Consider the following 26,671-nt stretch of genomic DNA (forward strand, 5'->3'; position numbering starts at 1 on the left):
TATACGGAGACTGGGCGACATGCCGGATCTTGCTACTGCTTCGCAGAATTTCCCTAAACGCCTGTGCCGCCTGGACCTGTGGCTGAACCCCGTGTTCGACCAGATCATCGGCGCGCAACCCGACATTGCCTTGTCGGTGCTGCCCGCGCGTGGCGACGACGCCCGCACGCTGGCCGGCCTGAAGACGGCCCACGCCTACCATGTGTCGGCCGCCAAAGACGAACTGCCGCGCCAGTGGTTCGTGAACGCCGAACTGATTGCCCAGTGCCCGGACCTGATGTGCGTGTCGTCCGGCGGCGCGGGCTATGACACGGTGGACGTGCCCGCCTGCACGGCGGCCGGCATCGCCGTCGTGAACCAGGCGGGCGGCAACGCCGCGTCGGTGGCCGAACACACGTACGCGCTGCTGCTGGCGGTGCAGCGCCGCGTGGTGGAATCGCATCAACGCCTGCGCCACGACACGGGCTTCACGCGCGAAGACCTGATGGGCCACGAGATCCACGGCACCGTCATCGGGCTGGTGGGCATCGGCCAGATCGGTTCGCGCGTGGCCCGCATTGCGCAAGGCTTCGGCATGCGCGTGATTGCGCATGACCCGCTGCTGGACGCCGATACCATCCGCGCTCGCGGCGCGGAACCGGTGTCCTTATCCGACCTGCTGGCGCAAGCCGACGTGGTGTCCTTGCATTGCCCCTTGGACCATTCGACGCGCGGCATGATCGACGCGCGCGCGTTCGCCGCCATGAAGCCGGACGCGGTTTTCTTGTCGACCGCGCGTGGCGGCATCCATGACGAGGCGGCGCTGTACGACGCCTTGCGCGGCGGCCATCTGCGCGGCGCCGGCCTGGATGTCTGGCAACAGGAACCACCCCCGCGCGACACGCCGTTGCTGGCCCTGCCCAATGTGGTGGCCACCTTTCATACGGCGGGCGTCACGCACGAAGCCCGCCGCAATGTGGCGCAGTCGTCGGCCCAACAGTTGATGGCCATGCTGCGCGCTGAACGGCCGCCGCAACTGGTCAATCCGGAAGTCTGGCCGGCCACGCAAGCCCGACTGGCGAAATTGCAGTAACACGGTGCCGCCCTTGCGCGGCAACCGAACACACAGTGCGGCATGAAGCCGCCGACCCATCCCCCGAGGAGACAACATGCAACACCCCCCCATCAAGCGCCGCACCCTGCGCGCGCTGGCCGCGTCCATCGCGCTGCTGTCCGGCGCCACGCTGTTCGCCGGTGGCGCGCAAGCGGCCGGCTACCCGGAACACCCCATCAACCTGATCGTGTCGTACGGCCCTGGCGGCGGCACCGATCTGGTGGCGCGCATGATGGCGCCTTTCTTGCAAAAGTACCTGGGTAACGACGCCCGCATCGTGGTGTTGAACCGCCCCGGCGCGGGTGGAGCCATCGGCTTCACGGAACTGGCCCGCGCGCAACCCGACGGCTACACCATCGGCTTCATCAACACGCCCAATCTGTTGACCATTCCGATCGAGCGCAAGTCCGCCTTCACCTGGCAAAGCTATGACCTGCTGGGCAATCTGATTGACGACCCGGGCGCGTTCACCGTGCGCAACGACAACGAATTGAAGACGCTGGCGGACCTGTCTGCCTACGCCAAGAAGAATCCAGGCAAGGCCACCGTGGGCACCACCGGCACCGGCTCCGACGACCATCTGGCCATGCTGCGTTTTGAACGCGCGTCGGGCACCAAGCTCAGCCACATTCCGTACAAGGGCGCGGGCGAAGTGCGCGGCGCCTTGGCCAGCGGCGAAATCACCATCGGCGCCATCAACGTGGGCGAAGCGCTGCAATACCAGAAAGGCGGCACGCCGCTGCGCTTCCTGGGGCAGATGGGCAAAACGCGCTCGGCGGCTCTGCCTGACGTGCCCACCTTCAAGGAACAGGGTTACGACTTTGAATTGGCGTCGCTGCGCGGCCTGGCCGCGCCCAAGGGCTTGCCCGCCGACGTACGCGCAAAGCTGGTGGATGCCGTGAAGCGCACAGTCGACGACCCGGCCTTCCAAGCCAAGGCGAACGAGATGTTCGCCCCGCTGCGCTATCTGCCGCCCGCCGACTATGCTCGTGAATTGGCCAATGGCGAGGCCGAATTCCAGAAGCTGTGGAAGGAAGCGCCCTGGCTGGACAAGTAATGCGAAAGTAAAGCGCCAGAACCGTACAGGGCCTGGTTGGTCGCGCCTGATTCGTAGCGCGCTACAACTGACGACGGCTTACTTCGGCTTGACGTCTTCGCCGGGGTAACCGTCGATGTAGGCCCGACCCGAGCAACGCAGCATGGCCACGCAAGCCGGTGCGCCGGTCTTGGTGGTGCACACCGAGCGCGCTTCCTCGCGCGCGGCCACGGGGTCGGGGTTCAACGCGGTGAAGCGCGTGCCCCGGCCTTCGCTGCCCTTCACCCAGGCCATGCCGACGCAAGTGTCTTTGTAGGTCAGGACCTTGCGGCAGTCCTTGCAGTCTTCCCACTTCAGCAGCGACGAGATGGCGTCGTCTTCCTTGGGATAGCCATCGGAATACAGCAGGCCGCCGTCAGCGTTTTCCGCCAGGGCGCCCCAGTACTCGCGGTCATTCAACTTGGCGGACAAGGCCTCCACCTCGGCCGGCTTGGCGCGCTTGGCGGCTTGCAGATCGGCGGCGCTATAGCCCGGGCCGACGCAGAATGGCAGGGTCATCAAGCGGCACTTGCCATCGGGGCTGCCGGCCGTGCAGCGGCGCATGGCCTTCTTGGCGGCCAGTTCGGGGGCCACGCTGTTGCCCGGAAACAGGTCCTGCCGCGAGTTGCGTGCATAGGCCATGCAACTGTCCGAGAACCAGCCCAGCTTCTTGCATTCCTTGCCGCCCTGGCGGCGACACTCGGCCAGGCTCGCGGCCTCGGCGTCTTTCTGCGATGCCTCGGGCATCACCCAATAGGTCTTGTCGTGATTGCCGTCGGTGGCGATGCCGCCGAATTGCTTGTCGGCATAGGCGGGGCTGGCGGCCAGGCCGGCCAGCAAGGCAATCGCGGCGAAGGCGGCGCGGATCAGGGGGTGAAAGCGAGCAGGCATCATCGTCGGGGTCTGGATGGATGTAGCGGGAAATGGATCGTGCGGGTTGGGACGCGGCCGGGGGACGCTCCCAGGACGCTCCGGGGTCCTTCTGGGAGGTTCGGCCCAGCCGCGCTGCACGACAAGCGGGGACGATCTTAGCAAAGAGCCCCCCTGCTCCGTCCCCTGCATTTATGCCCGCCCGGGCATATTGAGTAACAAATTTCACATGCCGTGATAAGAATGCTGGCCCCGTTTTCCGGTAAAAATGTCGGACTTTTCTTAAGCGCATCGCCAGCCGGGACGCGCGTTGCGTGGCGAAAGCCGTGCACCCCTGGCAGCCCTGCCTGTCACGAAAAGAAACAAACACGCCGCGCCCCGGATGCCGCACGCCCCCTGCCACGGAACATCGACCTCACACCATGACGTTGCCCTTACACGCCCCGAACCGCCGCAAGCCGCTGCTGTTGCCGGCCGCCCTGATCGCCGCCGCGATTGGCCTGACGGGCTGCGCCCCGATGCCCGACGGGGGCAGCTCCGCGCTGCCGTCGCTGGGCAATGTGTTCAAGTCGGGGCTGTCGTTTTCACCTAGCGTGAACGTGGCGAAGAACATGGAAGGCCGCTCCATCAACGACGCCATCGCCGCCTTGGGAGAACCATCCAAGAAGCGCGCGGTGGGCAACACGATGGAACTGGAATGGTCGGACTACCAGGCCGCGCCTTATTCGGAATGGGTCACCACCGGCACCAGCCAGCAAGTGGTGGGCATGATTCCGGCCACCAGAACCTCTGCCGCCACGCCGGTATTTCAGACCAATAGCACCGGGCACTATCAGAACCGTACGCGCGTGTACGAGTGCATGGTGCTGATGCGCATGGAAAACAGCGTCATCACCAGCACCAACGTGGAAGGCAACGTGTGCCCCGAATTCATTGCCGCCCTGCGCAAATGGTCGGGCGAAGCCGAAGCCAACAACTACGTGGTGAAGTAAGCGCGGGGCGACTACGCAGCGGACGGCTGCATGCCGGGCCAACATGCGCCCGGCGTGCAGCCATCAGGCAGTCTCGGGCAGCTTCGCGATCACCTTGATTTCAAAGTCGAACCCGCTCAGCCACGTGACACCCACTGCGGTAAGCGAGGGATACGGCGCGGCGCCCCAATATTCGGGCACCACCTGCCAGATCTGCTCGAACTTAGATGCGGGGTCGACCATGAAAACCGTCGCGTCCACCACATCGTCAAAGGTGCAGCCCGCCGCTTTAAGAATGGCGTTCAGGTTGTCGAAGGCCAGCCGCACTTGCGCTTGAAGATCGGGTTCGGGCGACCCGTCTTCGCGGCTGCCGACCTGGCCCGATACGAACAGGAATCCGTCAGACCGGATGGCGGGAGAATAGCGGTGGCGCTCATAAAGCGCGTGGCGGCCGGCGGGAAAAACAACGTCTCGTGTCGTCATGGATAACTCCTTCAGTGGGCCGTCGTCAGGAAGAAACGCGGCCCGTCGTTAGCGATGACTCCACTGTAAAGACGGGCTGCCCGCCGATAAACGCGCAAGCCTGTCCATCACTGTTTGTAGAATCCAAACACTCATCAAGCCCGCCGGAGCCCCCATGGACCGATTCGATGCGATGCAGGCGTTTGCCCGCGTGGTGGAAGCAGGCAGCTTCACCAAGGCCGCAGAAACCCTGCACATGAGCAAGACCACCGTGACGCAGCTGGTGCAGCAACTCGAAGCGCGGCTGCGCGTCCGGCTGTTGAATCGCACCACGCGCCAGGTGAACGTCACCGCCGACGGCGCGGCCTATTACGAGCGAGTGTTGAAGCTGCTGGCCGACATGGACGACGCCGAAACCAGCTTGTCAGCCGCATCGACGTCACCACGGGGCCGCTTGCGGATCGACGTGCCCAGCCCCTTGGCGCGCATGGTCCTGATACCGGCGCTGCCCGCCTTCCACGCGCAATATCCCGACATCCAACTGGACATGGGCGCAAGTGACCGCATCGTGGACCTCATCGCGGAAAACGTGGACTGCGTGGTGCGCGGCGGTGAATTGACCGACCTGTCCTTGATGGCGCGCCGCGTGGGCGACCTGCAACTGGGCGTCTACGCCGCGCCCAGCTATCTGGCGCGCGCCGGCCATCCCGCGCATCCGCGCGAGCTGGAAGACACGCACCACCGCATCGTGGGCTACCTGTGGCAGCGGCTGGGCAAGGCCTTCCCCTATGCCATGCAGCGTGGCGACGAAAGCGTGCACGTGCATGGGCGCTACGTGCTGGCGGTGGATGATGGCAACGCCTATCTGGCGGCGGGGCTGGCCGGGCTGGGCGTGTTGTGGCTGCCGGAATACATGGCCCAACCGCACTTGGCCACGTGCGAACTACAGCCGCTGTTCCAGGACTGGCGGCTGGAGCCCATGCCGCTGACCATCGCCTTTCCCCCGAACCGGCATGTGAGCACCAAGCTGCGGGTGTTCATCGATTGGGTGGTGGCGCTGATGGGGCAGTACGCCCCGCTTGCCGAGCAGCCGCCGACGCGCCCAACCTGAGCGCCCCTGCTGAGCCACCGCTTTTTCAGTTCGCCAACTTGATGGCGCCGCTATCCAGCAGCTTTTGCCATTTGGCGGTGTCGTCCGCAATGAAGTGCTGCAAGTCGGAACGCGAGCCGCCGGCTGCGACCATGCCCGCGTTGTCGACCGCCGCTTGAAACGCGGGTGACTGCACGGTTTTCTGCAAGGCCGCGTTCAACTGCTCAAGCACGGTGGCATCAATCCCTGGCGAAGCCGCCACTGAAAACCACTGGCTGGCGTCGTAGTCGGGAAAGCCGGATTCGGCCACGGTGGGCACGTCGGGCAAGGCATCCAGCCGCTTCTTGGTGGTGACCGCATAGGCCTTGAGCGTGCCAGCCTTGATCTGCGGCAACACGGGTGACGACCCCAGAATGGCCAAGGGAATCTGGCCGCCCGCCACGTCCGACACCGCCTGCCCGCCCCCCTTGTAAGGCACGTGCACAATGCGCGTGCCGGCAACCTGGTTCAGCAGTTCGCCCGCCAGATGTTGCGATGTGCCGTTGCCGGAGCTGCCGTAGCTCCAGGTATCCGGATGCTTGCGCGCGTCCGCCAGCACGTCCGCCAACTTCGGCAAGGCCTGCTTGGCCGGGCCCACGATCACCATCGGCCCCTGCGCCATCAGCATGACCGGCGCCAGTTCCTTGCCGATGGCCGGTTGCGGCGTCGGATAGATCAGCGGCCCCGGCACCGTAATCAGGTAGCCATCGCTGGCCTTGCTGCGCGCCACCATCTGCAGCGCGATCGCGCCCGACGCGCCCGGCTTGTTCTCGACCACCACGTTCAAGCCCGTGCGCTGCGCCAGATCCTGCGCGGCCACGCGCGTCAGCACGTCGGCGGAACCGCCAGGCACGAAGCCTACGATCCAGTTGATTTGTTTGCCTGGCCAGGCCAGCGGCGGCTCGGCCTGGGATGCAACCGGCAAGACAAGCGCAACGCCCAGGCCCAGCCCGGCAATACTGCGACGAACAACGGTTTTCATGATTTCCCCTTGTGCTTGGCGCCGTCTGCGCGGGCCGTTCAATCCCGGTCTGGCCGACCGGGCGTGGTGTTTGGATGTTCGGCGCAAGACTGATTGAAGGCTTGCACCATCTTCAGCATGGGGCCGAGCACCCAGGTATTGAAAATCAAGATATCGCTTTCTTCCTTGGGGTCCTGTTTCAGGTTGAAGAGGTACGGCGATTCCAGCTTGCCCTTGCCCTCGTTCACCTCGGGTTCCCAGTAGAAATGCAGCTTCCAGTCGCGCCATTTCAAGGCGCGCAGTTCGTTCTTGATGTAGAACAGAAAACCCTCGCGCGCCGAATTCGGACGCTCGCCGGTAAAGAAATCGGTCTGGTCGATGCCGTCGATCGGCCGGTCTTGCGGCACGCTGGCCCCACCGATATGCGACAGCGTGGTGTACAGATCGGTCACGTGGACGATCTCGTTGGACACTTGGCCCGGCTTGACCTTGCCCGGCCAACGAATGATGAACGGCACGCGCAGGCTGCCTTCCATGGCCGTGTGATACGTGCCGCTCCAGGGGCCCGCCGTACCGCGATAGGGCTTGCGGAATTCCGGGCCGTTGTCGCTGCAGAAGATGAATACGGTGTTGTCGCGCAGGCCCAGCTTATCGACTTCGGCCACGATCTGACCCACGCGGTGATCCATTTCCACCATGGAATCCGCAAAGTCGCCCGCGCCGGTGCGCCCGGCGAAATCGGGGTGCGGCAGCGTGGGAAAGTGCAGATGCACCAACGGCAGATACAAGAAAAAGGGCCGCCCGCCGCGCGTCTGCTCGCGCATGAAGGTCTGTGCGTGCTGCACCAGTTCGGCGTCGATGCCGCGTCGGCTGTCCAGGTCGTACAGCTTCACGTTGGTCGACGGCTGCCCCGCGCGGCCTTCCATGATGTAAGGCATGTCCGCCACGCTGGGATCAAAGCCGATCGACGACGTGAACTGGCTTTCGTCGGTGGTGCGCGGAATGCCGTACCAATGATCAAAGCCGCGATCGGACGGGTAGCGTCCGGGGATATCGCCCAAATGCCATTTGCCGTAATGCGCCGTGGCATAGCCCTGCCCCGACAGCTGCTGCGCCAGCGTGATCTCGTCGCGCGTCAGCCCTTGCGGCAGACCCGGCGGCACCGATTGCAGGCAGCCGGTGCGGATCGGATGCCGGCCGCTCATGAGCGCCGAGCGGGTCGGCACGCAGTCGCTTTCCACATTGAAGTTCTGCAGCAGCAGGCCTTCGGTGGCAAGCCGGTCGATGTTGGGCGTGGGCGCGCCGCGCAGCGCCCCGCCACCATAGCAGCCGAGTTCGCCCCAGCCCAGGTTGTCGGCAACGATCAAGACGATATTGGGGCGATTCGACATCTGCGCTGACCTCTATGAGCATGGGGAATGTCCGAATTCTAGGCGCGCGCCCGCAGCGTAATATTCCCAAAAGTGCTATTTGGAATTCCTGCCGTTCATGAATCTATCCCTGCGCGACATCGAATATTTTCTGGCTGCCGTTGAGCACGGCCATCTGGAACGGGCAGCGGCGGCCTGCGGCGTGAGCCAGCCCGCGCTGTCCAAATCCCTGCGGCGCCTGGAAGCCGACACCGGGTTGGCCTTGATGCTGCGGCACGGACGCGGCCTGACGCTCAGTTCCGAAGGCATGGTGTTCTTGCAGCACGCCAAGCGGCTCTGGGCGGAATACCGCGACGCGGTGCGCCATGCGATGGAGCTGCGGGTGGGTGAAGCCGGGCTGTTGCGCGTTGGCGCCACCGGCGCCACGGTGGACAGCGTGGTGATGCCCGTGCTGGACCGTTTGCTGCCCCGCCGCCCCGCGCTGCGCATCCAGCTGACGCAGGGGCTGTCCGATGATCTGAATGCGCAGGTGGAAAGCGGCAAGCTCGACCTTGCCGTCACGCCCGTCTATGCCGATGGCCCCGCCACCCTGCGCCACGAAATCATGTTCGATGATGCGTTGTGCGTGGCGGCCAGCCGGCGCCATCCGCTGGCCACGAAGGCGCGCGTGGCGCTGCGAGACCTAAGCGGCCAACGCTGGATTCTGCCGCGCCCCACCTCCGTGGCCCGCCTGCTGCTGGATGCCCGCTTCGCGGAAGCGGGCCTGGGCCTGCCGATGGCGGCGCTTGAGGTCGAGCATTTTTCCGAAGGCTCGCTGCGGCTACTGGCCGGCTCCGACCTGCTGGCGGTATTACCCCAAAGCGCACTGTCCACCAACGCCGACGTCACGGCGCTGCCGGTAGCGCTCGGGCCACCGCTACGCCGCAACATCGCGCTGATCTCGCGGCGCGGCACCCTGTGGTCGCCGCTGATGAAGGAATTCCGTGAAGCGGTGTTGGCGGGTGCATAGCGAGCCCTGGTAACGGCGCTGTAACCCATGAAATATTGTGAAGCCCCTTGGTACACACGCGCCCTTATACTCGCGACCGCACAGAAACCACAGAACAATGCGACCTCTATGACCTCCTCCCTGAAGGCTGCCCCAACCCTTCGCGCCACCTTGGCCGGCCTGCTTGCCGTAGCGTTTGCCGCCCTGGCCACGCCGCCCGCCGCCGCCACTTCTGACGCCACTACTGCCCCCGCCTCTGCCGCCGCCTCCGCCGCCGCTTCCGAGGCGCCCGGCACGATCTCCCGGCAAGCCGCGTCGGCCGTCGAGCCGCCCGATGCACCCACGGTAATGGCCACCATCTTTGATATCGACGGCAAGGGCGAGACGACATACGAAGTCGACAATGGCCGCATCGCCACGTACTGGTTCGGCCATGCCTTCGAGTCCGAAGGCACGCACTATTACACCGGCTTCGCGTGGGAAACCGCGCCCCGGTACGCCAAGCCGGCCGGAAGTCCAACCAACACCCAAGCTGAAACCGAAGAAGAGCCCGGACCCGGCACGCGGGTCAACCTGGCCGAAGCCACTTTCGTCCTGACCGACCCCGCCTCCGACAAGCCCTGGAAATTCCGCGGCATGGAGCCCACCATCGGCGAGTTCGGCGCCTACGAACGCGGCGAAGACGTCGACACCCGCCGCAAGCCGCTGGAACACCGCACCCCCGCCGGCAAGCTGTTGCTGGCCGTGCCGACCACCAGCTTTGACAACGGCATCACCAGCGACGGCTACGCCCTGCTGGTCTTCAACCCCGAACGCTTGAAGAACGATATCGACGGCCACGTCTGGACTTATGTGGGCGGCGTGCTGACCGGCGAAGACAACAGCGCGGCCTGCGCCGACGGCGACGTCATGCCCTGCACGTCCAGCAAGGGCGAACTGGTTTTTTCCCAGGACGGCAGGCAAGACATGCCCACCGTGACCGTCAAACCCAGCGGCACCACGATTTCCGGGCCGAACAAGACGCGCCAGCTAGGCGCGGCCGACGTCACCGCCTATGTTTTTGACGCCGCCACCAAGGCCTACGTAACCAAGTAAGCAAAAACAGGCCGACCGCGTGCCGGCATCGCTACGGCGCAACAGGGGCACGACCAAACCGCTTGCGTACAGGTGCTATTAAGGCCGTCTGCCTACAATTTCCGCATGGATGTTGTTCCACTCTTCGGCTTGGATTTTCATGCGGCTTTTTGAGCAAGCTTTGGTTCCCCCGCCTCGGGGCGGGATACGCATCGAGTCTTCCGACTCACCCCACTCCCCCAACGCTCTTTACGCAAGCCAAGCACGGCATGAGCTGGACGAGTTCCTGGCGCGGGCCGGCCTGCGCCCGGCGGCTATCTGCTGCGGCCTGACCGGCGCCACGGCCGGGGCCCACGCCTGGTTGCAGGCCGCGTTTGCCCAGGCATTCCTGCCGCAACATGACACCACCGGGCTTGCGCAAAAGCTCGGCTTGCGAACCGAGACCCACACCGCTGACCTGGACCGCGAAATCCTGCTGGCGATGCTGGCCAGCCCGGTGGCGTTCACGTTTCCCAATGTGGCCGAGCTGGCATCGGCGGTGCGCATTCGGCGCTACATCGTGCAGGCCGCCCGCAAGACGGCGCTGGCCTTTGACACCGAGCATGCCGAACGGCCCGAGGATCACTGGACTTACGACGAAGCGCGCGGCTTCACCATCCTGCCCGGCCGCTCGCTGATCGAAGGCTTGCGCAAGGCAACGCAACCCGAGGCGTCGGGGCAGTTGTATGCGTTCTCGTGCTATCGCGCGACGGAGTACGTGACGGTGCTAGGCATCGCGCAGGAGCTGCAACACGCCAACCCGGATCTGGGGCGCCGCCTTCAACGCCAATGGGAAACCCGCGCGGTAATGTCCGGCCGCTTTCACGAAGCCTTCCTGCACGAATACGGTTCCATGGACGTGCCCCTGCCTCAACGCTTTTACGTGCCGGGCGACCGGCTGTGGTTCCGCAACCCGGACGCCGTGTCTTCCGACGTGGAAGGCTATGAGGGCTCATGGGTGTTCTACCTGGGCAATGGCCAGTTCAATAATTTTTGGGAACACGGAGAACCCTACACGTTGACGTCAAAATGCGTGGAGATATTCCATTGGCGTCATGGCGTGCGCACCGACGCGACCGGCAAGCGTTATATGGACGAACACATCGTCCGCGATCGCGTACGCCAAACCTTGGCGGACCCCGCCGCCACCGCCGCCGTGCTGGCGCGCATGGCGCGTATTCGCGATCCGCAAGGAATATATGCAGAAGGCGGTTGCATCGATGCAACGCGCGAACGGGTGCGTTGGGTGCATGCGGAGCACACGGACATGGCGCTGCCAGACTGCGCAGAGCCCGGTACGGAGTGGTCCGTCGCGGCCTGAGCCGCGAATACGCCGCGCCAGAACTCCCCGCATGCGGGGAAAAAAGCAGACCACCGCAGAGCGAAAACCTAGAAAAAATAAAAAGAGTTCTGTATTCTGATTTTCGCGGCGGTCACCTAGCCGCATGCCTCAATACCCACCTGGTGTGGGCGGGCGCGTTACCGTCCCGGTGCGCCTTGCCATGCCAGGCATGCCTGCCCTATCCGGCGTTGCGACCGCAAGTCAACACGGCTCATCGACATGGCGACAAAAAGGAAAGTGAGCTTGGTGGCCGTGCTGATCACGCTGGCCGTGCTTAGCGTGGCGATCGGGTTCGCCAACGCGCTGTACGCGGGCTACCAGGTGCAGAAAGCCCAGGCGGTGCGCAATACGCTGGAAGCCAATCGGGCCTACGCCCAGAAGCTTTCTGAAGTCATCACGCTGTACATCTCGGCGGTGCATCGCCAGCTTGATGCCAGCGCTGCACAATTTTCCGGTGCTCCACTTCCAGAAGCGGAGCTGGCTTCCGAACTGTCGCGCCTGGCGGCAAGAATCGAGGGCGTATCCGCCGTGCTGCTGGCCGACCGCGAAGGCGCCATCACGGCACGAGCGTCTGATGCCCCCCATTGGCTGGGCGCCATTCCTACCCTGACTGCATTGCGCGTGGCCGAACGCCGGATCGGCGAATGGGTCCGGCCCTGCTGCCAGCCCGAAGGCTCGCCCGCCACGTTGACGCTGGTAAATCCCCTGCCCAACGGCGCGCTCGCCGCCGTGGTCGTGCTGGAACGCGGCAGCCAGATCGACAAGCTGATCGGCGAACATCCCTATGCCGACGGCACCGCCGTCTACCTGGTGAACCGCGACGGCCAGGCGCTGTACCGGCACGGCGCCAGCGGCACGTCCGCCGCGCTACCCGACCTGATATCGGACGGCTCGCCGGCGATGGCCACGCCCGGCTCGGCCCAGGTGCAAGACGCCGCGGGCCACGTCATGCTGACCGGCTACGCCCCGCTGGGCAAAGGCATCTGGGCGGTCGTCGTCCAGCGTCCGCTGGACCATGCGCTGTCTCCCCTGAACGCGCTGCTGCGCGAGGCCTTGCTATTCGCCATCCCGGCCGTGCTGCTGACCTTGATGCTTGTCAGCGCCCTGGCCTACGCCATCGCCCGCCCGCTTGCCCGCCTGACGCACGCCTTGGCCAACGCAGACGCGGCAAGCCCCCAAGACCAACAGGCCAGCGGGCTGCGCACCTGGTACGTGGAAGCGGACGAACTGCGCGAGGCCTTGACGACAAGGCTGGCGCGGCACCGCCATGAAGTCGGCCGGCTGAATGTGGAATCCATGACCGACCCGATGACCGGCTTGATGAACCGCCGCGCCATGCGCCAGCGGCTGGATGAACTGGTGGCTGCCCGCACGGCATTCGCCGTCATCGCTCTGGACGTGGATCATTTCAAGCACATCAACGACACCCATGGACATCCGGTGGGCGACAAGGTGCTGATCGCCCTGGCCGATACGCTAAGCCGCAGCGTGCGTCAGCAAGATCGACCCTTTCGCGTGGGCGGCGAGGAATTCGTGGTGATCGTCCCGGCCGCGTCCGATGACGCGGCGCTTGCCACGGCCGAACGTATCCGCGCGGGCGTCTCGCAAACCGCCATGCCGCCCGGCGTGGGCACGGTCACGGTATCCGTCGGGGTGGCCTTGTGGCCGCAAGACGCCGCGCTGCCGCAGGCCGTGGTCAAAGGCGCCGACCTGGCGCTCTACGCCTCCAAACAGAACGGACGCAACCGCGTCACGCGCTGGAACAAGCAAGCCCTATCAACCATGTCCGAAGGCAAGGTGGCAACGTGAATTATTCATTGATTCTGGCGCTGTGCGCCGCCGCGTTCTTTCTGCTTTTGCTTGGCGCGATCCGGTTCGGACGCTATCTGGGCCACCGCCACCAGGCGGACGAAAATGGCCGCGCGGGCTCGGCGGCCATCGAGGCGTCGGTCTTCGCCCTGCTTGGCTTGCTGATCGCCTTTACGTTTTCCGGCGCCGCGCAGCGCATGGGCGAACGCCGCAACCTGCTGGTGCAGGAAGTGAATGCCATCGGTACCGCCTGGCTGCGCATCGATATGCTGAATGCGGCCGATCAGCCCGCCCTGCGCGATCAGTTCCGGCTGTACGTTGACGAACGCATCAACTACTACCGCCATGTGGCGGACCTGGACCGGCGCGACGCCATCGCGGCCAAAGCATCGACCCTGCAAAACGAGATCTGGAAAGGATCGATGCTGGCGGCCAGGAACGCCGTGCCGCCGTTCGCGGCGTCTTACATCGGCGCCGTGAACGATATGTTTGACGCATCCACGTCCCAGACCGTTGCGCAGAAGGTGCACCCACCGGCCATGACCTACGTGTTCCTGTGCTTTCTGGCGCTGGTCTGCGCCTGCCTGATCGGGCTGAACCTGGCGACCGCGCGCCGCGACACGCTGTTCCACCAGATCATCTATGCGCTGGTCATGACGGCAGCGCTGTACATCATCATCGACTTCGAGTTTCCGCGTATCGGCGCCATCCGCATCGACCAGAGCGACACGCTGCTGATGGCCCAGCGGGAAGCGATGGGCACACTGTCCGGAGCCCTCAAATGACACTGGCGCCGCGCGCGACAGCCTGGGTGTCGGCCTATGTCGTTGCCGCACTGACCTGCGCCTTCGGGCCGGACGCCGGCGCGCAAACGCTGCGACTCAGCAAGGACGATCTGCAAAAGCGCGCCAACGGGGTGCTGGCGCTGATGTCGTTTTCCATCGTGCCGGACATCACGACCAGTTCGCTTTCCATCGGCAGCGGTGGCGGTTCCACTTCTGGGTCCACCGAATTCTTCATGACGCAGTTGGGCGGCGGCGACACCATTTCGGATTCGGTGCCTATCTACCTGGAAGGGGTGCTGGCCGGCAGCCGGTACGACCCCACCTTCGTGGCGACCCAGGGCGCCGAAACCCGCAGCATTCCCACCAAATGGAACAGCCTGTCGGCCACCGGCGGCATCGGCTGGGACTTCAAGCTGACTGACGAGCTGAAGCTGCGTCCCATCTTCAACGTGGCGCTGGGCAACGTCACCAGCGACCTGCGCGCCGCAAGCTGGTATGTGGGGCGGCAGACCGGCACCGACGTCGACTTCCTGGACCGCGGGTCCTTGAACGCCTACGGCCTGGGCGGTTCGCTGATGCTGGACTACGAGCACTACCGGCCCGGCTACGAAGTGGACGTGGAACTGCGCTATTCGGATATCCGCCTGAAAAGCTTCTCCAGCTCGGCCGCGGTGCAGGGCAACGCCACCGCGCAATCGGCCAACCTCTGGGCGCGCTACCGGGCGCCCACGGGGATCGTGCTGCTGCAACGGCCGCTGCGCTATGTGTTGGAACTGACGCATTCGGAATTCCTGGGCGACCAGCGCGGCGTGCTGGGCTTTGACCGCCTGACGTCCGTGGGCGCGGGCCTGGAACTGGACTCCAGCGCCTACGACGTCATCATCACGCGCACGCGGCTGGTGGGCCGGTATGTCTTCGGCACCAATGTGTCGGGGTTTTCGGTGGGGTTGGCGGTCAGCTTCTGAAACGGTTCAGGCGGGCGGTTCGCCGCGTGACGCCAAGGTTTGCGCCAGGCCCAACGCGCGGGCCAAAAATTCCGACCCATCGTCCTTGCGGTAGCTGGCAATCACCGGCGACACAAAACCATCGCCTTCGATCCGCACATGCACCACGTCCTGACGCTGCAAGCGCTGCACGGATGCCGGCACCACCGTCACGCCCAAGCCCGCCGCCACCAGGCCAATCGCCGTTTGCAGTTCATTGGCATCTTGCACCACTTGCAACGAATAACCGGCCGCGCGGAACAGCCCCAGCACGTGGTCCGCGAAGTTCGGTCGGGGCCGCGCCGGATACAGCACAAAGGGCTCTTGCGCCAGGCGCTCCACCGACACACTCGGCGCGCCCGCCAAGGGGTGATGCAAGGGCACGGCGGCCACCAGGGCTTCCGTCATCAGCACCTGCCGTTCAATGGCCGGGTCGTCCAGCAGAATCCGGCCGATACCCAGATCAATGCGCCCGGCCTTCAGCGCTTCCAACTGCGGCAGGGTGGTCATTTCCATCAGGCCCACTTCCACCTGGGGGTCGGCGCTGCGTAGTTGCCGGATCAGTTCGGGCACGAAGCCGTACAGCGTCGACGGCACGAACCCGATGCCGAACCAGCGGCGCTGGGTCTGCCCCAACCTGCGCGTGCCTTCCAGCACCTCTTCCAGCCGCGCCGTCAGCAGGCGCGATTGCTCCAATAGAAAGCGCCCGGCCTCGGTCAGGCGCAGCGCACGGGTGGTGCGTTCAAACAGCAGCACGCCCAGCTCGTCCTCAAGCTGGCGTATCTGGCGGCTGAGCGGGGGCTGGGCGATGTGCAAGCGGGCGGCGGCGCGCGTGAAACTGCCCTCTTCCGCCACGGCCTGAAAATACCGCAGGTGCCTGAGTTCCATGGCTGACCTAGACCTGAAAGGTATTAATCGAAACCCATATGGTCTTGGACGCGATCGGAAAGCGCAAGCCATACTGCGATCAATCGCTCAACCCTTGGCATTAAAAGTATGAATCCGGCAAGCATTCTTTCGGTCCAGGCCATTCTGGTGGACCTGCCCACCATCCGCGCCCATCAACTGGCCATGGCGGTCATGCAGCGCCAGACGCTGGTGATTGTGCGGCTGACTTGCAGCGACGGCATCGAAGGCATCGGCGAGGCCACCACCATCGGTGGCCTGTCCTACGGAGAAGAAAGCCCCGAAGGCATCAAGCTGGCCATCGATACCTACCTGGCGCCCGCGCTGGTGGGCGGCGACGCCACCAACATCCACGCCGCCATGCAGCGGCTGGACAAGGTGGCGCGCGGCAATCGCTTTGCCAAGTCGGCGCTGGAAACCGCGCTGCTGGACGCGCAAGGCAAACGCTTGAACGTGCCGGTATCCACCCTGCTGGGCGGCGCCGTACGCAAGCGCATGCCCGTGCTGTGGACCCTGGCCAGCGGCGACACCGCGCGCGATATCGAAGAAGCCGAGTCGCTGCTGCAAAGCCGCCGCCACAACACCTTCAAGCTGAAGGTGGGACGCCGCGCCGTGTCTGAAGACGTGGCGCATGTGTCGCGCATCAAGCAGGCGCTGGGCGACCGCGCCCGCGTTACCGTGGATGTGAACCAGGCTTGGAACGAAGCCGATGCGGCCGGCGCCATTGCCCGGCTGGAAGCCGCGGGCGTGGACCTGATCGAACAACCCATTCCGCGCGCCAACCTGGCCGGCATGGCGCGGCTGGCGGCGCGCTTCGTGGTGCCCATCATGGCGGACGAAGCGGTGAATGGCCCCGAAGATGCGCTGGACATCGCGCGCCAGGGCGCGGCCGATGTGCTGGCCTTGAAGATCGCCAAGTCCGGCGGCCTGTATGAAATGCTGCGCACGGCGGCCGTGGGCGACGCGGCCGGCATGTCGCTGTATGGCGGCACCATGCTGGAAGGCTCGGTGGGGTCGGTGGCGTCGGCGCACGGTTTTGCCTGCCTGCCGCGCCTGTCGTGGGGCACGGAACTGTTTGGCCCCCTGCTGCTGAAGGACGACATCGTGGCGAACCCGCCGCGCTACGCCGACTTTGAACTGGAATTGCCCGACGGCCCCGGTCTGGGGTTGACGTTGGACGAAGACAAACTCAAGTTCTATCGTCGCGACCGCTAAGCGCGGCTGCTGACCACGATCGAACACGATCAACCACCACCGAACACTGACGAACGCCAAGCACCGTTAACGGATAACGCTTTCATACCCGGCAAGACGGGCCCGCGCCGCCAAGAGCGCGCCCACCCACTATCAAGCACCACGGAGACAACCATGCGCCTGCGCCATGTGATCAAACCCTTTGCCCGCGCCATTTTGGCCCTGTCGCTACTCGGCGGCGCGTCCGCCGCGCTGGCCGATAGCTATCCCGACCGCCCGGTCAAGTGGGTAGTGCCCTTCCCCCCCGGCGGCGCCATGGACAGCATCGCCCGCACGTTGAGCGAATCCATGAGCAAGCAGCTCAACACCTCGTTCATCGTGGAAAACCGCGCGGGTGCGGGCGGCAACATCGGCGCGGCCAGCGTGGCGCGCTCCAAGCCCGACGGCTACACGATCCTGATCGTGGCCAACGGCATGGCCGTGAACCCGGCCTTGTACGCCGCCCTGAACTACGACCCCATCAAGGACTTCGCCCCGATCTCGTTGCTGGCAGTGGTGCCCAACGTGCTGGTCACCAACCCCCAGCGCACCGGCGCCACCAGCGTGGCGGACGTCATTGCCAAGGCGAAGGCCCAGCCCAATCACTACACCTACGCCTCGGCGGGGGTTGGCACGTCCATCCATCTGGCGGGCGAATTGTTCGTGTCAATGACGGGCGTCGAGATGCTGCACGTGCCCTACAAAGGCAGCGGCCCGGCCGTGGCCGACCTCTTGGGCGGACAGGTGGACTACATGTTCGACAGCATCACGTCGGCCAAGCCGCACATTGCCACCGGTAAGCTGCGCGCGCTGGGCGTGACCACCGCCAAGCGCTCCGCCGCCCTGCCCGACGTGCCCACCATGCAGGAAGCCGGCGTGGCGGGCTACGAACTGATGCCCTGGTTTGCCGCCTTCGCCCCCGCCGGCACGCCGCCGGAAGTGGTGGCCAAGCTGAATGAAGCCATGCGCGTCGCGCTGGCCGAGCCCAAGGTCCGCGCCACCCTGGATTCGATCGGCGCGGAATCCATCGGTGGCTCGCCCGACGCGCTGCGCGATCACCTGGCCAAGGAAACGGCGCAGTGGAAGACGCTGGTGAAGGAACGGAACATCAAGGTCAATTAACACCTGGCCTCACGTAAAAACGCCCACGTCGCACTTGCGTGCACGTGGGCGTTTTGCCATGCCTTAAGCAGAAGTCATGCCACCGGGAATTACTCCACCGTCGCCCCAGACTTTTTCACCACTTCCGCCCAGCGCGGAATTTCGGTGGCCATCAGCGCGCGCAGTTGGTCGGGCGTGCTGCCCACGAGTTCCATGCCCATGGTCTTGCCCAGCTTCTCCTGCACGTCCGGCTCTTTCAGGATGATGGCGATTTCCGCCGCCAGCTTGTCCAGGATGGGCTTGGGCGTGCCCTTGGGCGCGTAGACGGCCTGCCACGACGCCATCTGGAAGCCCGGCACACCAGCTTCCTGCATGGTGGGTACGTCGGGCGCCAGCGCGATGCGGTCCTTGGTGGTGACGGCCAGCAGTTTCAGCTTGCCGGTTTGCAGCAGCGGCAGCGCGGCCGTCATCTGGTCGAACATGAAGGTCACCGCGCCGGACGACACGTCCACCATCGCGGGCGGCGTGCCCTTGTACGGCACGTGCGTGAGCGGCACGCCGATCATGCTGGAAAACAATTCACCGGCCAGGTGCGTGGACGTGCCCGCGCCAGACGACGCGAAGGTGCGTTTGTTGGGGTCGCGCTTGAGCAGCGCAATCAAATCCGCCACCGAATTCACGCCCAGGTTCGGGTCCACCAGCAGCACGTTGGGCAGGTAGGCAATCAGCGACACCGGCTCGAAATCCTTGACCGGGTCGTACTTCAGGTTCTTGTACAGGCTGGCGTTGATGGCGTGCGTGCTGATGGTGCCGCCAAACAGCGTGTAGCCGTCGGGCGCGGCCTTGGCCACGTAGGTGGCGCCGATGCCGCCGGCCGCGCCGGGCTTGTTTTCAACGATGACGTTCTGGTGCAGGCGGTCGCCCAGCTTCTGGGCCAGCACGCGGCCGACCACGTCGGTGGAACCGCCCACGGTGAACGGCACCACATAGGAAATGGGCTTTTGCGCGGGCCAGTCGGCGGCGCTGGCGGGCGTGGCCAGCGCGCACAGGGTGGCGGCCAGCAGCGCGCCCAACGCGCTGCGTCGTTGCGTATTCATGGATTGTCTCCTGCCTTGATTTATTGACTTATAGGTATGGAACGCCGGCCGGGCGGCCGGCGGCAAAGCTCAACGGCCTTGTTCTTTGCGCCAGGCGGCGAATTTGTCTTTGGTGCCCGGGTCGGTGGGCGGATACAGGCCCAGGATGGACGCGCCCTGCTGCACCTGGCTGGTCACGAAGTCTTCGAATGCGGTCATCTCCACCGCTTCAATCGAGATCTCGTCGGCCAGATGCGCCGGAATCACCACCACGCCTTCACGGTCGCCCACGACGATGTCGCCGGGCCACACCGCCACGTCGCCGCAGCCGATGGGTTCGTTGATATCCAGCGCCTGATGCAAGGTCAGGTTGGTGGGGGCCGACGGGCGCTGATGATAGGCAGCGAAGCCGAGTTCAGCGATTTCCGGGGAATCGCGAAAGCCGCCGTCGGTGACCACGCCCGCCACGCCGCGCTTCATCAGGCGCGTGATCAGGATGGAACCGGCGGACGCGGCGCGCGCGTCCTTGCGGCTGTCCATGACCAGCACCGCGCCTTCCGGGCAGGTCTCGACGGCCACACGCTGCGGGTGCGAGCGGTCTTCAAACACCTTGATGGTGTTCAGGTCTTCGCGGGCCGGGATGTAGCGCAGGGTGAACGCCGGGCCGACCATATTGGGCAGGTTGGCGTTCAGCGGACGCACGTCCTGGATGAACTGGTTGCGCAGGCCGCGTTTGAACAAGGCGGTGCACAGGGTGGCCGTGCTGATGCCTGACAGGCGGGCACGGGTTTCGGGATTCATTTGGGACACGATGGCTCCGGGCAATAGGCAAGGAACAAGAAATAAGAAATAAGAAACCAGGCTTAGAAAATCTCGGGCTCGGGCACGGGTGCGCCGAACTCGGTTTCCAGGAAATCGAAATCGCAGCCGTCGTTGGCTTGCAGGATGTGCTTGGAATACATCCAGCCGTAGCCGCGCTCGTAGCGCTTGGGCGGCGGCGTCCAGGCGGCGCGGCGAGCGGAGAGCTCTTCGTCGCTGATGTTCAGGTGGATGCTGCGGGCCGGCACGTCGACCGTGATCAGGTCGCCCGTCTTCACGAACGCCAGCGGTCCGCCCACATACGATTCGGGCGCGGCATGCAGAATGCAGGCGCCGTAGCTGGTGCCGCTCATGCGGGCGTCCGACAGGCGCAGCATGTCGCGCACGCCCTGCTTCACCAGCTTGGTCGGAATGGGCAGCATGCCCCATTCAGGCATGCCGGGGCCGCCTTGCGGGCCGGCGTTGCGCAGGATCATGATGTGTTCCGGGGTGACGTCCAGGTTTTCGTCATCCACCGCGGCCTTCATGCTGGGGTAGTCGTCGAACACCAGCGCCGGGCCGGTGTGCTGCAAGAACTGCGGCGCGCAGGCGCTGGGCTTGATGACGCAACCGTCCGGCGCGATATTGCCGCGCAGCACGGCCAGCGCGCCTTCGTCGTAGATGGCGGTGTCCAGCTTGCGGATCACGTCGTCGTTATAGACCTCGGCGCCGGCGATGTTTTCGCCCAGCGTCTTGCCGGTCACGGTCATGGCCGACAGGTCCAGGTGGCCTTCCAGGCGCGTCATCAGCGCCGGCAAGCCGCCCGCGTAATAGAAGTCTTCCATCAGATAGGTGTCACCGCTGGGCCGGATGTTCGCAATGACCGGCACCTTGCGGCTGGCGGCATCAAAATCTTCCAGGCCCACGGCATGGCCGGCGCGGCGCGACATGGCCACCAGGTGAATGATGGCGTTGGTGGAACAGCCCATGGCCATGGCCACGTTGATGGCGTTCTTGAACGAAGCCATGCTCAGGATGCGCTTTGGGGTCAGGTCGTCCCAGACCATTTCCACCACGCGGCGACCGCATTCGGCGGACATGCGCATGTGGCCGACGTCGGCAGCCGGTATCGAGGAGGCGCCCGGCAGCGTCATGCCGATGGATTCGGCGATGGCGGTCATGGTGCTGGCCGTGCCCATCGTCATGCAGGTGCCGTAGCTGCGGGCAATGCCCCCTTCCACTTCGGTCCATTGTTCCTGGGTGATCTTGCCGGCGCGGCGCTCGTCCCAGAGCTTCCAGGCATCAGAGCCCGAGCCCAGGATCTTGCCCTTCCAGTTGCCGCGCAGCATGGGGCCGGCGGGCACGTACACGCACGGCAGTCCGGCGCTGATAGCGCCCATGAGCAGGCCCGGCGTGGTCTTGTCGCAACCGCCCATCAGCACCGCGCCATCCACCGGATGGCTGCGCAGCAGCTCTTCGGTTTCCATGGCCAGGAAGTTGCGATAGAGCATGGTGGTGGGTTTCACGAACGATTCCGACACCGAAATCGCCGGCAACTCCACCGGAAACCCGCCCGCCTGGAACACGCCGCGCTTCACGTCTTCCACGCGCTGCTTGAAGTGGCTGTGACAGGGGTTCAGGTCAGACCAGGTGTTGATGATGGCGATGATCGGCCGGCCGACCCAATCGTCCGGGGCATAGCCCATTTGCATCATGCGAGACCGATGGCCGAACGAACGCAGGTCATCCTTGGCCATCCAGGCGGCGCTGCGCAGACTTTCGTAGGTACGTTTCATAGGGGTATGGGGGAATTGGGAGCAATGACAGGGTGGAATGGAGCCATTTAAACACTAATACATTAGTGCGTCAGCTAGGTGAAAACCCGCTACACTGCGGGCTTTCCTACCGTACTCCCGTCAGGCCCCCTGATGCAAAGCCCCAAGCTCAGACTGGACCGCTCGCGCCACGCCGCGCCCCAGGTCTTCGAACATCTACGCGAACAGATCGTGTCGCTGGAACTCGCGCCCGGCGCCCCGCTGTCGCGCGTGACGCTGGCTGAAAGCTATGGCCTGAGCCAAACCCCCATCCGAGACGCGCTGATGCGGCTGGCCGAAGAGGCGCTGGTCGAGATCTACCCCCAGCACACCACGGTGGTCAGCCGCATCGACATTCCTGCCGCGCGCCAAGCGCACTTTCTGCGGCAATCGCTGGAGCTGGAAATCGTGCACTTGCTGGCGCAGCAGTCCGACGCGGCCTTGCACAAGCGCCTGCAAACCAGCATCGACCTGCAACGCATCAGCCACGCCAATGGCGAATACCAGCAGTTCATCGACGCCGACCAGGCCTTTCACCGCGACATGCACATTGCCGCGGGCGTGACCAGCCTATGGGAGCTTGAGCAGCGCTACAGCGGCCATCTGGACCGCCTGCGCCGGCTGCATCTGCCCGAAGCCGGCAAGGCCGAACGCATCATGGACGACCATCAACGCTTGCTGGATGCGATCCGGGCGCAAGAGCCCGCGCGGGCGCAGCAGGTGCTGCGTGAACATTTATCCGGCACCCTGAGCCAGGTGGCCGAGATCTGCAAACGCTATCCCGACTACGTGTTGGCCGCCTGACCCGCCGGCGCCCACGCGCCGGCGTTTGCCTACGTGCAGGCGCTTACCACGCACCGGCCCTTATCCACGCCCCGGCGTTGACGCGCCGAAGATGTCTTCCTGCGCCGCCTTGCTAAGCGCAATGATGGCCGGGTGCTGCAACTGCCTTTCGGTGGTCAGCGCGTAAAGCTGTTCCTTGACGGCGCGGGCGCTGCCGATGGAGCGCACCCGGTACTGCTTGACCAGAAAGGCGGCCGTGGCGGTCGGCGCGGCGAACAGGCCGACCCCGGTTTGGCCGAAGGCATTCAGCAAGGCGCTGTCATCGAATTCGCCGACGATGCGCGGGCGGATATTGTGTTCGTCAAACCATTGCAGCAGCCGCAGGCGAATCGCCGCGTCTTCGCCCGGCAACAGGAAAGGCGCCTGGTCCAACATCTTGGGAAAGCGGCCCGGCAACTGTTCCAGCAAGGCGGGCGCGCCAAAGAACGTCAGGCTGCTTTCGCCCAGCAGATGGCTGAAACCGCGCACGTTCAGATGACTCGGCATCGGGCGATCGGCAATCACCATGTCGTAGCGGTGCACCGCCAGGTCCGCCAGCAGAAAGGCCAACCGCCCTTCACGGCAGATCAGCCGAACGTTCTCTTCCAACTGCAACACCGGCTCGATCATCCGGTACACCAGCGATTTCGGTACGCCTTCGGCAATGCCCAGCCTGAAATCCAGCGTTTGCCGCGCGGGGCGGTTACGCAGATCGTCCAGCAATTCGTCGCCCAGGGTGAAGATGCGGTCCGCGTATTGCAGCGTTCGGCGGCCGATGTCCGTGAGTTCAAGCCCCCGCCCCACCCGTCGGAACAGCGCGGACCCCAGCGCGGATTCCAAATCTTGCAATTGGCCACTGATCGATTGAGGCGTGCGCTGCAATTGCTGTGCCGCGCGGGCAATGCTGCCGGCCTTGGCGACCACCCAGAAATAGCGCAGATGTTTGTAGTTGAGAGTGGCCATGGCGATCATTCCAAAAAATCTGACTATGGGTTCATGTTATGCGAATTGTCCGAAGAATAGAGGCGCTCTAGACTGGCCTCGTATTCGTGGAGGCGACGTATGAGCCAGGTTGAAACCTTTGCCACCCTGCCGATGTGGGTGGGGTTCATCGTTTTCGTGATGGCCGTGCTGGCGCTTGATCTGTATGCGCTGGGCGGCCGCCAGGCGCACCGCGTGTCGTCTCGGGAAGCGCTGTGCTGGGTGCTTGCCTGGTCGTCGTTGGCGACGCTGTTCGGCCTGCTGATGTGGTGGTTTCTGGACGCCAGCATGAGCCGCGCGGTGGCCAATCAAAAGACGCTGGAATTCTTCACCGGCTATCTCATCGAACTGTCCCTGTCTGCGGACAACATGTTCGTGTTTTCCCTGATCTTCACCTACTTCGCCGTGCCCGCCGAATTGCAACGGCGGGTGTTGCTATATGGCGTGCTTGGCGCCATCTTCATGCGCATCGGGATGATACTTGCGGGTGTGTGGCTGCTGACCCAGTTCGTGTGGATGTTCTATGTGCTGGGCGCCTTCCTGGTGCTGAGCGGCGCCAGAATGCTGGCCGTGGCCGGCCGTCAGCCCGATATCGCCCAGAACCCCTTGGTGCGGTTCTTGCGGGCCACCATGCGGATCACCAAGGACTATCACGGCCAGGCCTTCTTTGTGCGAATCGACGGGCTGCGCTACGCGACCCCAATGTTCGTGGTGTTGCTGATGATTGAAGCCACCGACGTGGTCTTCGCGGTGGACAGCATTCCCGCCATCTTCGCGATCACCACCGACCCCTACATCGTTTTCACATCCAATATCTTCGCCATCATGGGCTTGCGGGCGCTGTACTTCCTGCTGGCCGACATGGTGGACCGCTTCCATTACCTGAAGTACGGCTTGGCGGTGGTACTGATGATCATCGGCGCCAAGATGCTGGCGGCACAGTGGATGCACGTGCCGGTGCATTGGTCGCTAGGCATTATCGGGCTGGTTCTGGCGGCCTCCATTGGCGCCAGCCTGGCCTGGCCAAAGCGGAAGGCCACCGCCAACCGCAACGACGTGAAGAAGCCCCAAACCGGAGAGCAGCCATGAACACGATCATTCTTGCCACCGACGGATCGACGTATAGCGATGAGGCGGCGCGCTACCTGGTCGCCACCCCATTGCTGAACCGCGATTTTGTCGTGCATGTGGTGCATTGCGAGCCCGAGGTCCGGGGGGATGTCGTGTCATTCATCGGCAAGGACGAAGTCGATGCCTGGCACCACGAGGAAAGCGACAAGGCGATGCGCTCGGTGGCGGACATCCTGCGCCACGGCAACGTGAACTTCGAATGCCACGAGATGACCGGCTTCACGCCCGGAAAAATCGTCGACTACGCAACGCGGGTCAAGGCCACCGCCATCGTGCTGGGTTCCCATCACCGCAGCCCGCTGATGAACGCGTTGATGGGGTCCGTCAGCAGCCGGATCATCGCGCACGCGCCCTGCCCGGTGCTGGTGGTCTGACGCAGGCAACAGGGCGGCATACACGGCGGCGTCCGCTGGCGCTACATGTTTGCGCATCACATTGGTGCTGCATGATCGCGCTTCAGTCCAGCGGATACCGCCGTATCACCGTCTTGCCGTCGCGCTCGGCCAGCGACAGCAGGCCGTCACCCGTCGCGTCCAGGCCCAGCAGGCCGATCTCCACGTCCTGCGGTATCTGAAACGGGCGCCACGTCTTGCCCTGGTCGCGCGTGTAGAAATAGGTCTTGGTGTATTCGTTGAACGAAAACAGATGGTCGGCGTAGGTCTTGATGACCCACGCATTCGGCCCGAACCAGGCATCGTCGATCCAGCTAGGCTTGCCCTGCACCGTCGGCGAGGCCGCGCGCCGATGCCAGGTTTGCTCGGCCTTGTCCAGTTGGTAGATGGCATCGCCCCAGGTCTCGAACACGGCCTGGTCGCGCGTGACGCTGGACTCGGCCGCCTGTGCCGGCACCGGCGGCACGTCTTGCGTGATGCGGAACGCGGGCGATGCCCCACTTTGCAGCTCGACTTCAAAACGCCGCGTTTCCAAGACCTGGTTCTTGGCCGAGGCATCCAGGCTGATCCGCGTGCGCCAGCTCCACCCCACGGCGCGGTGCTCGTCCAGCGGATATAGCGACCAGTCGTAGGCTAGTTGGTCTTCCGCGCCCGCGCCGCCGGCCTTGGCCAGGCTATCGCGAAACCCGCGCTCGAACGCCGGCGCATCCGGCCAGACCTGCTCATCCAGCAAAGTGGCTGACCAATGGCGCGCGCCGTCCTGGCTGACCATCAGGCGTTGACGCCCGTCATGCCGTTCCAGGGCAATCACGCGGTCCGACGTCAGGAACACCGTGTGCCGCAGCGGCGGGCCCAGCACCACGTCGGGCGCCAGCGCCCAGGTCTTGCCCAGGTCGTTGGACTGCAAAATTTCCCAGGTGCCGGGCAGCTCGTCCGGGTCGGCGCGGCGTTCAGCGGCGGTAATCAGGTACAACTCGCGCCCTAGCGGCGAGCCGATCAGGCTGACGCCCGCATCCCCGCTGATCGAACCCAGCAAGGTAAACGCGCCCGTGCCGTGGCCGCCGTAAATCAGGTTGCGCGTGTCGGCCACCAGCCAGGGGTTGGGCTGGCGTGCGCTCAAGGCGGGCACCAGCGCGTCCAGCATGGGGGCCGTGTCCAGCGCCGCCATGTCCTGGGCTGACACCAGGCGCTGCCCGATCAGCAACTGCCGTTCGCCGTAGCGTTGCAGCGCCACCCGGGACGACGACGCCAGCGCCGGGCCATTGAGTTCGCCGATGATTTCGCTGCGCGCCAGCGGCTGGCCCAGCGGAACCAGTTGGTAGATGCCATACCCGATCACCCCCGCGACGGCAATCGCAACACCGCTGGCTAGCAGTCTAAGGTTCATGGAGGAAGGGCTTTTGATGCGCGTGCACCCGCCGTTTGGCGGGTATCTTTTAAAGGGAATGGGCGAAACTATAGCGTGT

General features: G+C 64.8%; 25 protein-coding genes. 15 read left to right on the top strand and 10 right to left on the bottom strand.

What is annotated here, in order from left to right; all coding sequences use genetic code 11:
- The first annotated feature begins 19 nt into the window (after nucleotides 1–19).
- Nucleotides 20–1,072: a hydroxyacid dehydrogenase gene (locus ACE04A_RS18185; protein WP_448718975.1), complete on the top strand. Its 1,053-nt coding sequence runs from the start codon at nucleotides 20–22 to the stop codon at nucleotides 1,070–1,072.
- Between the two features lie 76 nt (nucleotides 1,073–1,148).
- On the top strand, nucleotides 1,149–2,150 hold the full coding sequence (locus ACE04A_RS18190; protein ID WP_448718976.1) for a Bug family tripartite tricarboxylate transporter substrate binding protein: 1,002 nt from the start codon (nucleotides 1,149–1,151) through the stop codon (nucleotides 2,148–2,150).
- Between the two features lie 78 nt (nucleotides 2,151–2,228).
- Here the strand turns inward: ACE04A_RS18190 and ACE04A_RS18195 are convergent, their stop codons facing one another.
- Entirely contained in the window at nucleotides 2,229–3,062 is an 834-nt protein-coding gene (locus tag ACE04A_RS18195) for a DUF4189 domain-containing protein (protein WP_448718977.1), read from the bottom strand.
- Between the two features lie 398 nt (nucleotides 3,063–3,460).
- Between ACE04A_RS18195 and ACE04A_RS18200 the strand changes: the two genes are divergently transcribed.
- Nucleotides 3,461–4,030: a hypothetical protein gene (locus tag ACE04A_RS18200; RefSeq protein ID WP_259247191.1), complete on the top strand. Its 570-nt coding sequence runs from the start codon at nucleotides 3,461–3,463 to the stop codon at nucleotides 4,028–4,030.
- A gap of 63 nt (nucleotides 4,031–4,093) precedes the next feature.
- Here ACE04A_RS18200 and ACE04A_RS18205 read toward each other — a convergent pair whose 3' ends face one another.
- Entirely contained in the window at nucleotides 4,094–4,492 is a 399-nt protein-coding gene (locus ACE04A_RS18205; protein WP_259247189.1) for a RidA family protein, read from the bottom strand.
- Between the two features lie 154 nt (nucleotides 4,493–4,646).
- Between ACE04A_RS18205 and ACE04A_RS18210 the strand changes: the two genes are divergently transcribed.
- On the top strand, nucleotides 4,647–5,582 hold the full coding sequence (locus tag ACE04A_RS18210) for a LysR family transcriptional regulator (RefSeq protein ID WP_448718979.1): 936 nt from the start codon (nucleotides 4,647–4,649) through the stop codon (nucleotides 5,580–5,582).
- Nucleotides 5,583–5,607: 25 nt separating this feature from the next.
- Here the strand turns inward: ACE04A_RS18210 and ACE04A_RS18215 are convergent, their stop codons facing one another.
- Entirely contained in the window at nucleotides 5,608–6,582 is a 975-nt protein-coding gene (locus tag ACE04A_RS18215) for a Bug family tripartite tricarboxylate transporter substrate binding protein (RefSeq protein ID WP_259247185.1), read from the bottom strand.
- A gap of 38 nt (nucleotides 6,583–6,620) precedes the next feature.
- A complete protein-coding gene (locus ACE04A_RS18220) occupies nucleotides 6,621–7,952 on the bottom strand; it encodes an arylsulfatase (RefSeq protein ID WP_485820374.1) in 1,332 nt (443 codons plus the stop codon).
- Between the two features lie 97 nt (nucleotides 7,953–8,049).
- Here ACE04A_RS18220 and ACE04A_RS18225 point away from each other — a divergent pair, with 97 nt between their 5' ends.
- The 6 genes from ACE04A_RS18225 (at nucleotide 8,050) to ACE04A_RS18250 (ending at nucleotide 14,933) form a co-directional block, all read left to right on the top strand.
- Entirely contained in the window at nucleotides 8,050–8,940 is an 891-nt protein-coding gene (locus tag ACE04A_RS18225) for a LysR family transcriptional regulator (RefSeq protein WP_448718982.1), read from the top strand.
- 108 nt (nucleotides 8,941–9,048) lie between these two features.
- Entirely contained in the window at nucleotides 9,049–10,014 is a 966-nt protein-coding gene (locus ACE04A_RS18230; protein ID WP_448718983.1) for a hypothetical protein, read from the top strand.
- A 139-nt stretch (nucleotides 10,015–10,153) separates the two neighbouring features.
- Nucleotides 10,154–11,353: a TGL-type protein-glutamine gamma-glutamyltransferase gene (locus ACE04A_RS18235; protein WP_485820375.1), complete on the top strand. Its 1,200-nt coding sequence runs from the start codon at nucleotides 10,154–10,156 to the stop codon at nucleotides 11,351–11,353.
- Between the two features lie 267 nt (nucleotides 11,354–11,620).
- Entirely contained in the window at nucleotides 11,621–13,183 is a 1,563-nt protein-coding gene (locus ACE04A_RS18240; protein ID WP_485820397.1) for a GGDEF domain-containing protein, read from the top strand.
- On the top strand, nucleotides 13,180–13,968 hold the full coding sequence (locus ACE04A_RS18245; RefSeq protein WP_448718985.1) for a bestrophin-like domain: 789 nt from the start codon (nucleotides 13,180–13,182) through the stop codon (nucleotides 13,966–13,968). Before ACE04A_RS18240 ends, ACE04A_RS18245 begins: the two co-directional genes overlap by 4 nt.
- Nucleotides 13,965–14,933 carry a hypothetical protein gene (locus ACE04A_RS18250; protein WP_448718986.1) on the top strand — a complete coding sequence of 323 codons (969 nt, stop codon included), beginning with the start codon at nucleotides 13,965–13,967 and terminating at the stop codon, nucleotides 14,931–14,933. Before ACE04A_RS18245 ends, ACE04A_RS18250 begins: the two co-directional genes overlap by 4 nt.
- Nucleotides 14,934–14,939: 6 nt before the next feature.
- Here the strand turns inward: ACE04A_RS18250 and ACE04A_RS18255 are convergent, their stop codons facing one another.
- A complete protein-coding gene (locus ACE04A_RS18255) occupies nucleotides 14,940–15,839 on the bottom strand; it encodes a LysR family transcriptional regulator (RefSeq protein WP_448718987.1) in 900 nt (299 codons plus the stop codon).
- Between the two features lie 108 nt (nucleotides 15,840–15,947).
- Between ACE04A_RS18255 and ACE04A_RS18260 the strand changes: the two genes are divergently transcribed.
- Nucleotides 15,948–17,072 carry a muconate/chloromuconate family cycloisomerase gene (locus ACE04A_RS18260; RefSeq protein WP_279997313.1) on the top strand — a complete coding sequence of 375 codons (1,125 nt, stop codon included), beginning with the start codon at nucleotides 15,948–15,950 and terminating at the stop codon, nucleotides 17,070–17,072.
- 153 nt (nucleotides 17,073–17,225) lie between these two features.
- Complete coding sequence (locus ACE04A_RS18265) at nucleotides 17,226–18,212, top strand: Bug family tripartite tricarboxylate transporter substrate binding protein (RefSeq protein WP_485820376.1); 987 nt, start codon at nucleotides 17,226–17,228, stop codon at nucleotides 18,210–18,212.
- A gap of 89 nt (nucleotides 18,213–18,301) precedes the next feature.
- On the opposite strand, the gene ACE04A_RS18270 is transcribed toward ACE04A_RS18265, so the two are convergent.
- From ACE04A_RS18270 to araD, 3 genes are all read right to left on the bottom strand, one after another.
- Entirely contained in the window at nucleotides 18,302–19,288 is a 987-nt protein-coding gene (locus ACE04A_RS18270; RefSeq protein WP_448718989.1) for a Bug family tripartite tricarboxylate transporter substrate binding protein, read from the bottom strand.
- Nucleotides 19,289–19,357: 69 nt separating this feature from the next.
- Entirely contained in the window at nucleotides 19,358–20,068 is a 711-nt protein-coding gene (locus ACE04A_RS18275; RefSeq protein WP_100855579.1) for a ribonuclease activity regulator RraA, read from the bottom strand.
- A gap of 62 nt (nucleotides 20,069–20,130) precedes the next feature.
- Entirely contained in the window at nucleotides 20,131–21,861 is a 1,731-nt protein-coding gene (araD, locus tag ACE04A_RS18280) for an L-arabinonate dehydratase (RefSeq protein ID WP_448718990.1), read from the bottom strand.
- A gap of 132 nt (nucleotides 21,862–21,993) precedes the next feature.
- On the opposite strand from araD, the gene ACE04A_RS18285 reads away from it, so the two are divergent.
- Complete coding sequence (locus ACE04A_RS18285; RefSeq protein ID WP_100855577.1) at nucleotides 21,994–22,683, top strand: GntR family transcriptional regulator; 690 nt, start codon at nucleotides 21,994–21,996, stop codon at nucleotides 22,681–22,683.
- Nucleotides 22,684–22,743: 60 nt separating this feature from the next.
- Here the strand turns inward: ACE04A_RS18285 and nhaR are convergent, their stop codons facing one another.
- Nucleotides 22,744–23,664, bottom strand: coding sequence for a transcriptional activator NhaR (gene nhaR / locus ACE04A_RS18290; protein WP_448718991.1), 921 nt, complete (start codon nucleotides 23,662–23,664; stop codon nucleotides 22,744–22,746).
- Nucleotides 23,665–23,763: 99 nt separating this feature from the next.
- Between nhaR and ACE04A_RS18295 the strand changes: the two genes are divergently transcribed.
- A complete protein-coding gene (locus ACE04A_RS18295) occupies nucleotides 23,764–24,771 on the top strand; it encodes a TerC family protein (protein ID WP_448718992.1) in 1,008 nt (335 codons plus the stop codon).
- Nucleotides 24,768–25,187 (top strand): universal stress protein, encoded by a 420-nt coding sequence (locus ACE04A_RS18300; RefSeq protein WP_259247155.1) that lies wholly within the window; start codon nucleotides 24,768–24,770, stop codon nucleotides 25,185–25,187. Before ACE04A_RS18295 ends, ACE04A_RS18300 begins: the two co-directional genes overlap by 4 nt.
- 82 nt (nucleotides 25,188–25,269) lie before the next feature.
- Here the strand turns inward: ACE04A_RS18300 and ACE04A_RS18305 are convergent, their stop codons facing one another.
- Entirely contained in the window at nucleotides 25,270–26,592 is a 1,323-nt protein-coding gene (locus tag ACE04A_RS18305; protein ID WP_448718993.1) for a hypothetical protein, read from the bottom strand.
- Nucleotides 26,593–26,671: the final 79 nt, after the last annotated feature.

It is taken from the genome of Achromobacter colocynthidis, from assembly GCF_057334535.1.

Excerpts from the sequence above, each read along its gene's own strand:
- ACE04A_RS18260 (WP_279997313.1), top strand. The coding sequence starts at position 15,948 with ATGAATCCGGCAAGCATTCTTTCGGTCCAGGCCATTCTGGTGGACCTG.
- ACE04A_RS18270 (WP_448718989.1), bottom strand. The coding sequence starts at position 19,288 with ATGAATACGCAACGACGCAGCGCGTTGGGCGCGCTGCTGGCCGCCACC.
- ACE04A_RS18185 (WP_448718975.1), top strand. The coding sequence starts at position 20 with ATGCCGGATCTTGCTACTGCTTCGCAGAATTTCCCTAAACGCCTGTGC.
- ACE04A_RS18265 (WP_485820376.1), top strand. The coding sequence starts at position 17,226 with ATGCGCCTGCGCCATGTGATCAAACCCTTTGCCCGCGCCATTTTGGCC.
- ACE04A_RS18250 (WP_448718986.1), top strand. The coding sequence starts at position 13,965 with ATGACACTGGCGCCGCGCGCGACAGCCTGGGTGTCGGCCTATGTCGTT.
- ACE04A_RS18275 (WP_100855579.1), bottom strand. The coding sequence starts at position 20,068 with ATGAATCCCGAAACCCGTGCCCGCCTGTCAGGCATCAGCACGGCCACC.
- ACE04A_RS18225 (WP_448718982.1), top strand. The coding sequence starts at position 8,050 with ATGAATCTATCCCTGCGCGACATCGAATATTTTCTGGCTGCCGTTGAG.
- ACE04A_RS18205 (WP_259247189.1), bottom strand. The coding sequence starts at position 4,492 with ATGACGACACGAGACGTTGTTTTTCCCGCCGGCCGCCACGCGCTTTAT.
- nhaR (WP_448718991.1), bottom strand. The coding sequence starts at position 23,664 with ATGGCCACTCTCAACTACAAACATCTGCGCTATTTCTGGGTGGTCGCC.
- ACE04A_RS18210 (WP_448718979.1), top strand. The coding sequence starts at position 4,647 with ATGGACCGATTCGATGCGATGCAGGCGTTTGCCCGCGTGGTGGAAGCA.
- araD (WP_448718990.1), bottom strand. The coding sequence starts at position 21,861 with ATGAAACGTACCTACGAAAGTCTGCGCAGCGCCGCCTGGATGGCCAAG.
- ACE04A_RS18195 (WP_448718977.1), bottom strand. The coding sequence starts at position 3,062 with ATGATGCCTGCTCGCTTTCACCCCCTGATCCGCGCCGCCTTCGCCGCG.
- ACE04A_RS18190 (WP_448718976.1), top strand. The coding sequence starts at position 1,149 with ATGCAACACCCCCCCATCAAGCGCCGCACCCTGCGCGCGCTGGCCGCG.
- ACE04A_RS18220 (WP_485820374.1), bottom strand. The coding sequence starts at position 7,952 with ATGTCGAATCGCCCCAATATCGTCTTGATCGTTGCCGACAACCTGGGC.
- ACE04A_RS18300 (WP_259247155.1), top strand. The coding sequence starts at position 24,768 with ATGAACACGATCATTCTTGCCACCGACGGATCGACGTATAGCGATGAG.
- ACE04A_RS18230 (WP_448718983.1), top strand. The coding sequence starts at position 9,049 with ATGACCTCCTCCCTGAAGGCTGCCCCAACCCTTCGCGCCACCTTGGCC.
- ACE04A_RS18295 (WP_448718992.1), top strand. The coding sequence starts at position 23,764 with ATGAGCCAGGTTGAAACCTTTGCCACCCTGCCGATGTGGGTGGGGTTC.
- ACE04A_RS18200 (WP_259247191.1), top strand. The coding sequence starts at position 3,461 with ATGACGTTGCCCTTACACGCCCCGAACCGCCGCAAGCCGCTGCTGTTG.
- ACE04A_RS18255 (WP_448718987.1), bottom strand. The coding sequence starts at position 15,839 with ATGGAACTCAGGCACCTGCGGTATTTTCAGGCCGTGGCGGAAGAGGGC.
- ACE04A_RS18285 (WP_100855577.1), top strand. The coding sequence starts at position 21,994 with ATGCAAAGCCCCAAGCTCAGACTGGACCGCTCGCGCCACGCCGCGCCC.
- ACE04A_RS18215 (WP_259247185.1), bottom strand. The coding sequence starts at position 6,582 with ATGAAAACCGTTGTTCGTCGCAGTATTGCCGGGCTGGGCCTGGGCGTT.
- ACE04A_RS18235 (WP_485820375.1), top strand. The coding sequence starts at position 10,154 with ATGCGGCTTTTTGAGCAAGCTTTGGTTCCCCCGCCTCGGGGCGGGATA.
- ACE04A_RS18305 (WP_448718993.1), bottom strand. The coding sequence starts at position 26,592 with ATGAACCTTAGACTGCTAGCCAGCGGTGTTGCGATTGCCGTCGCGGGG.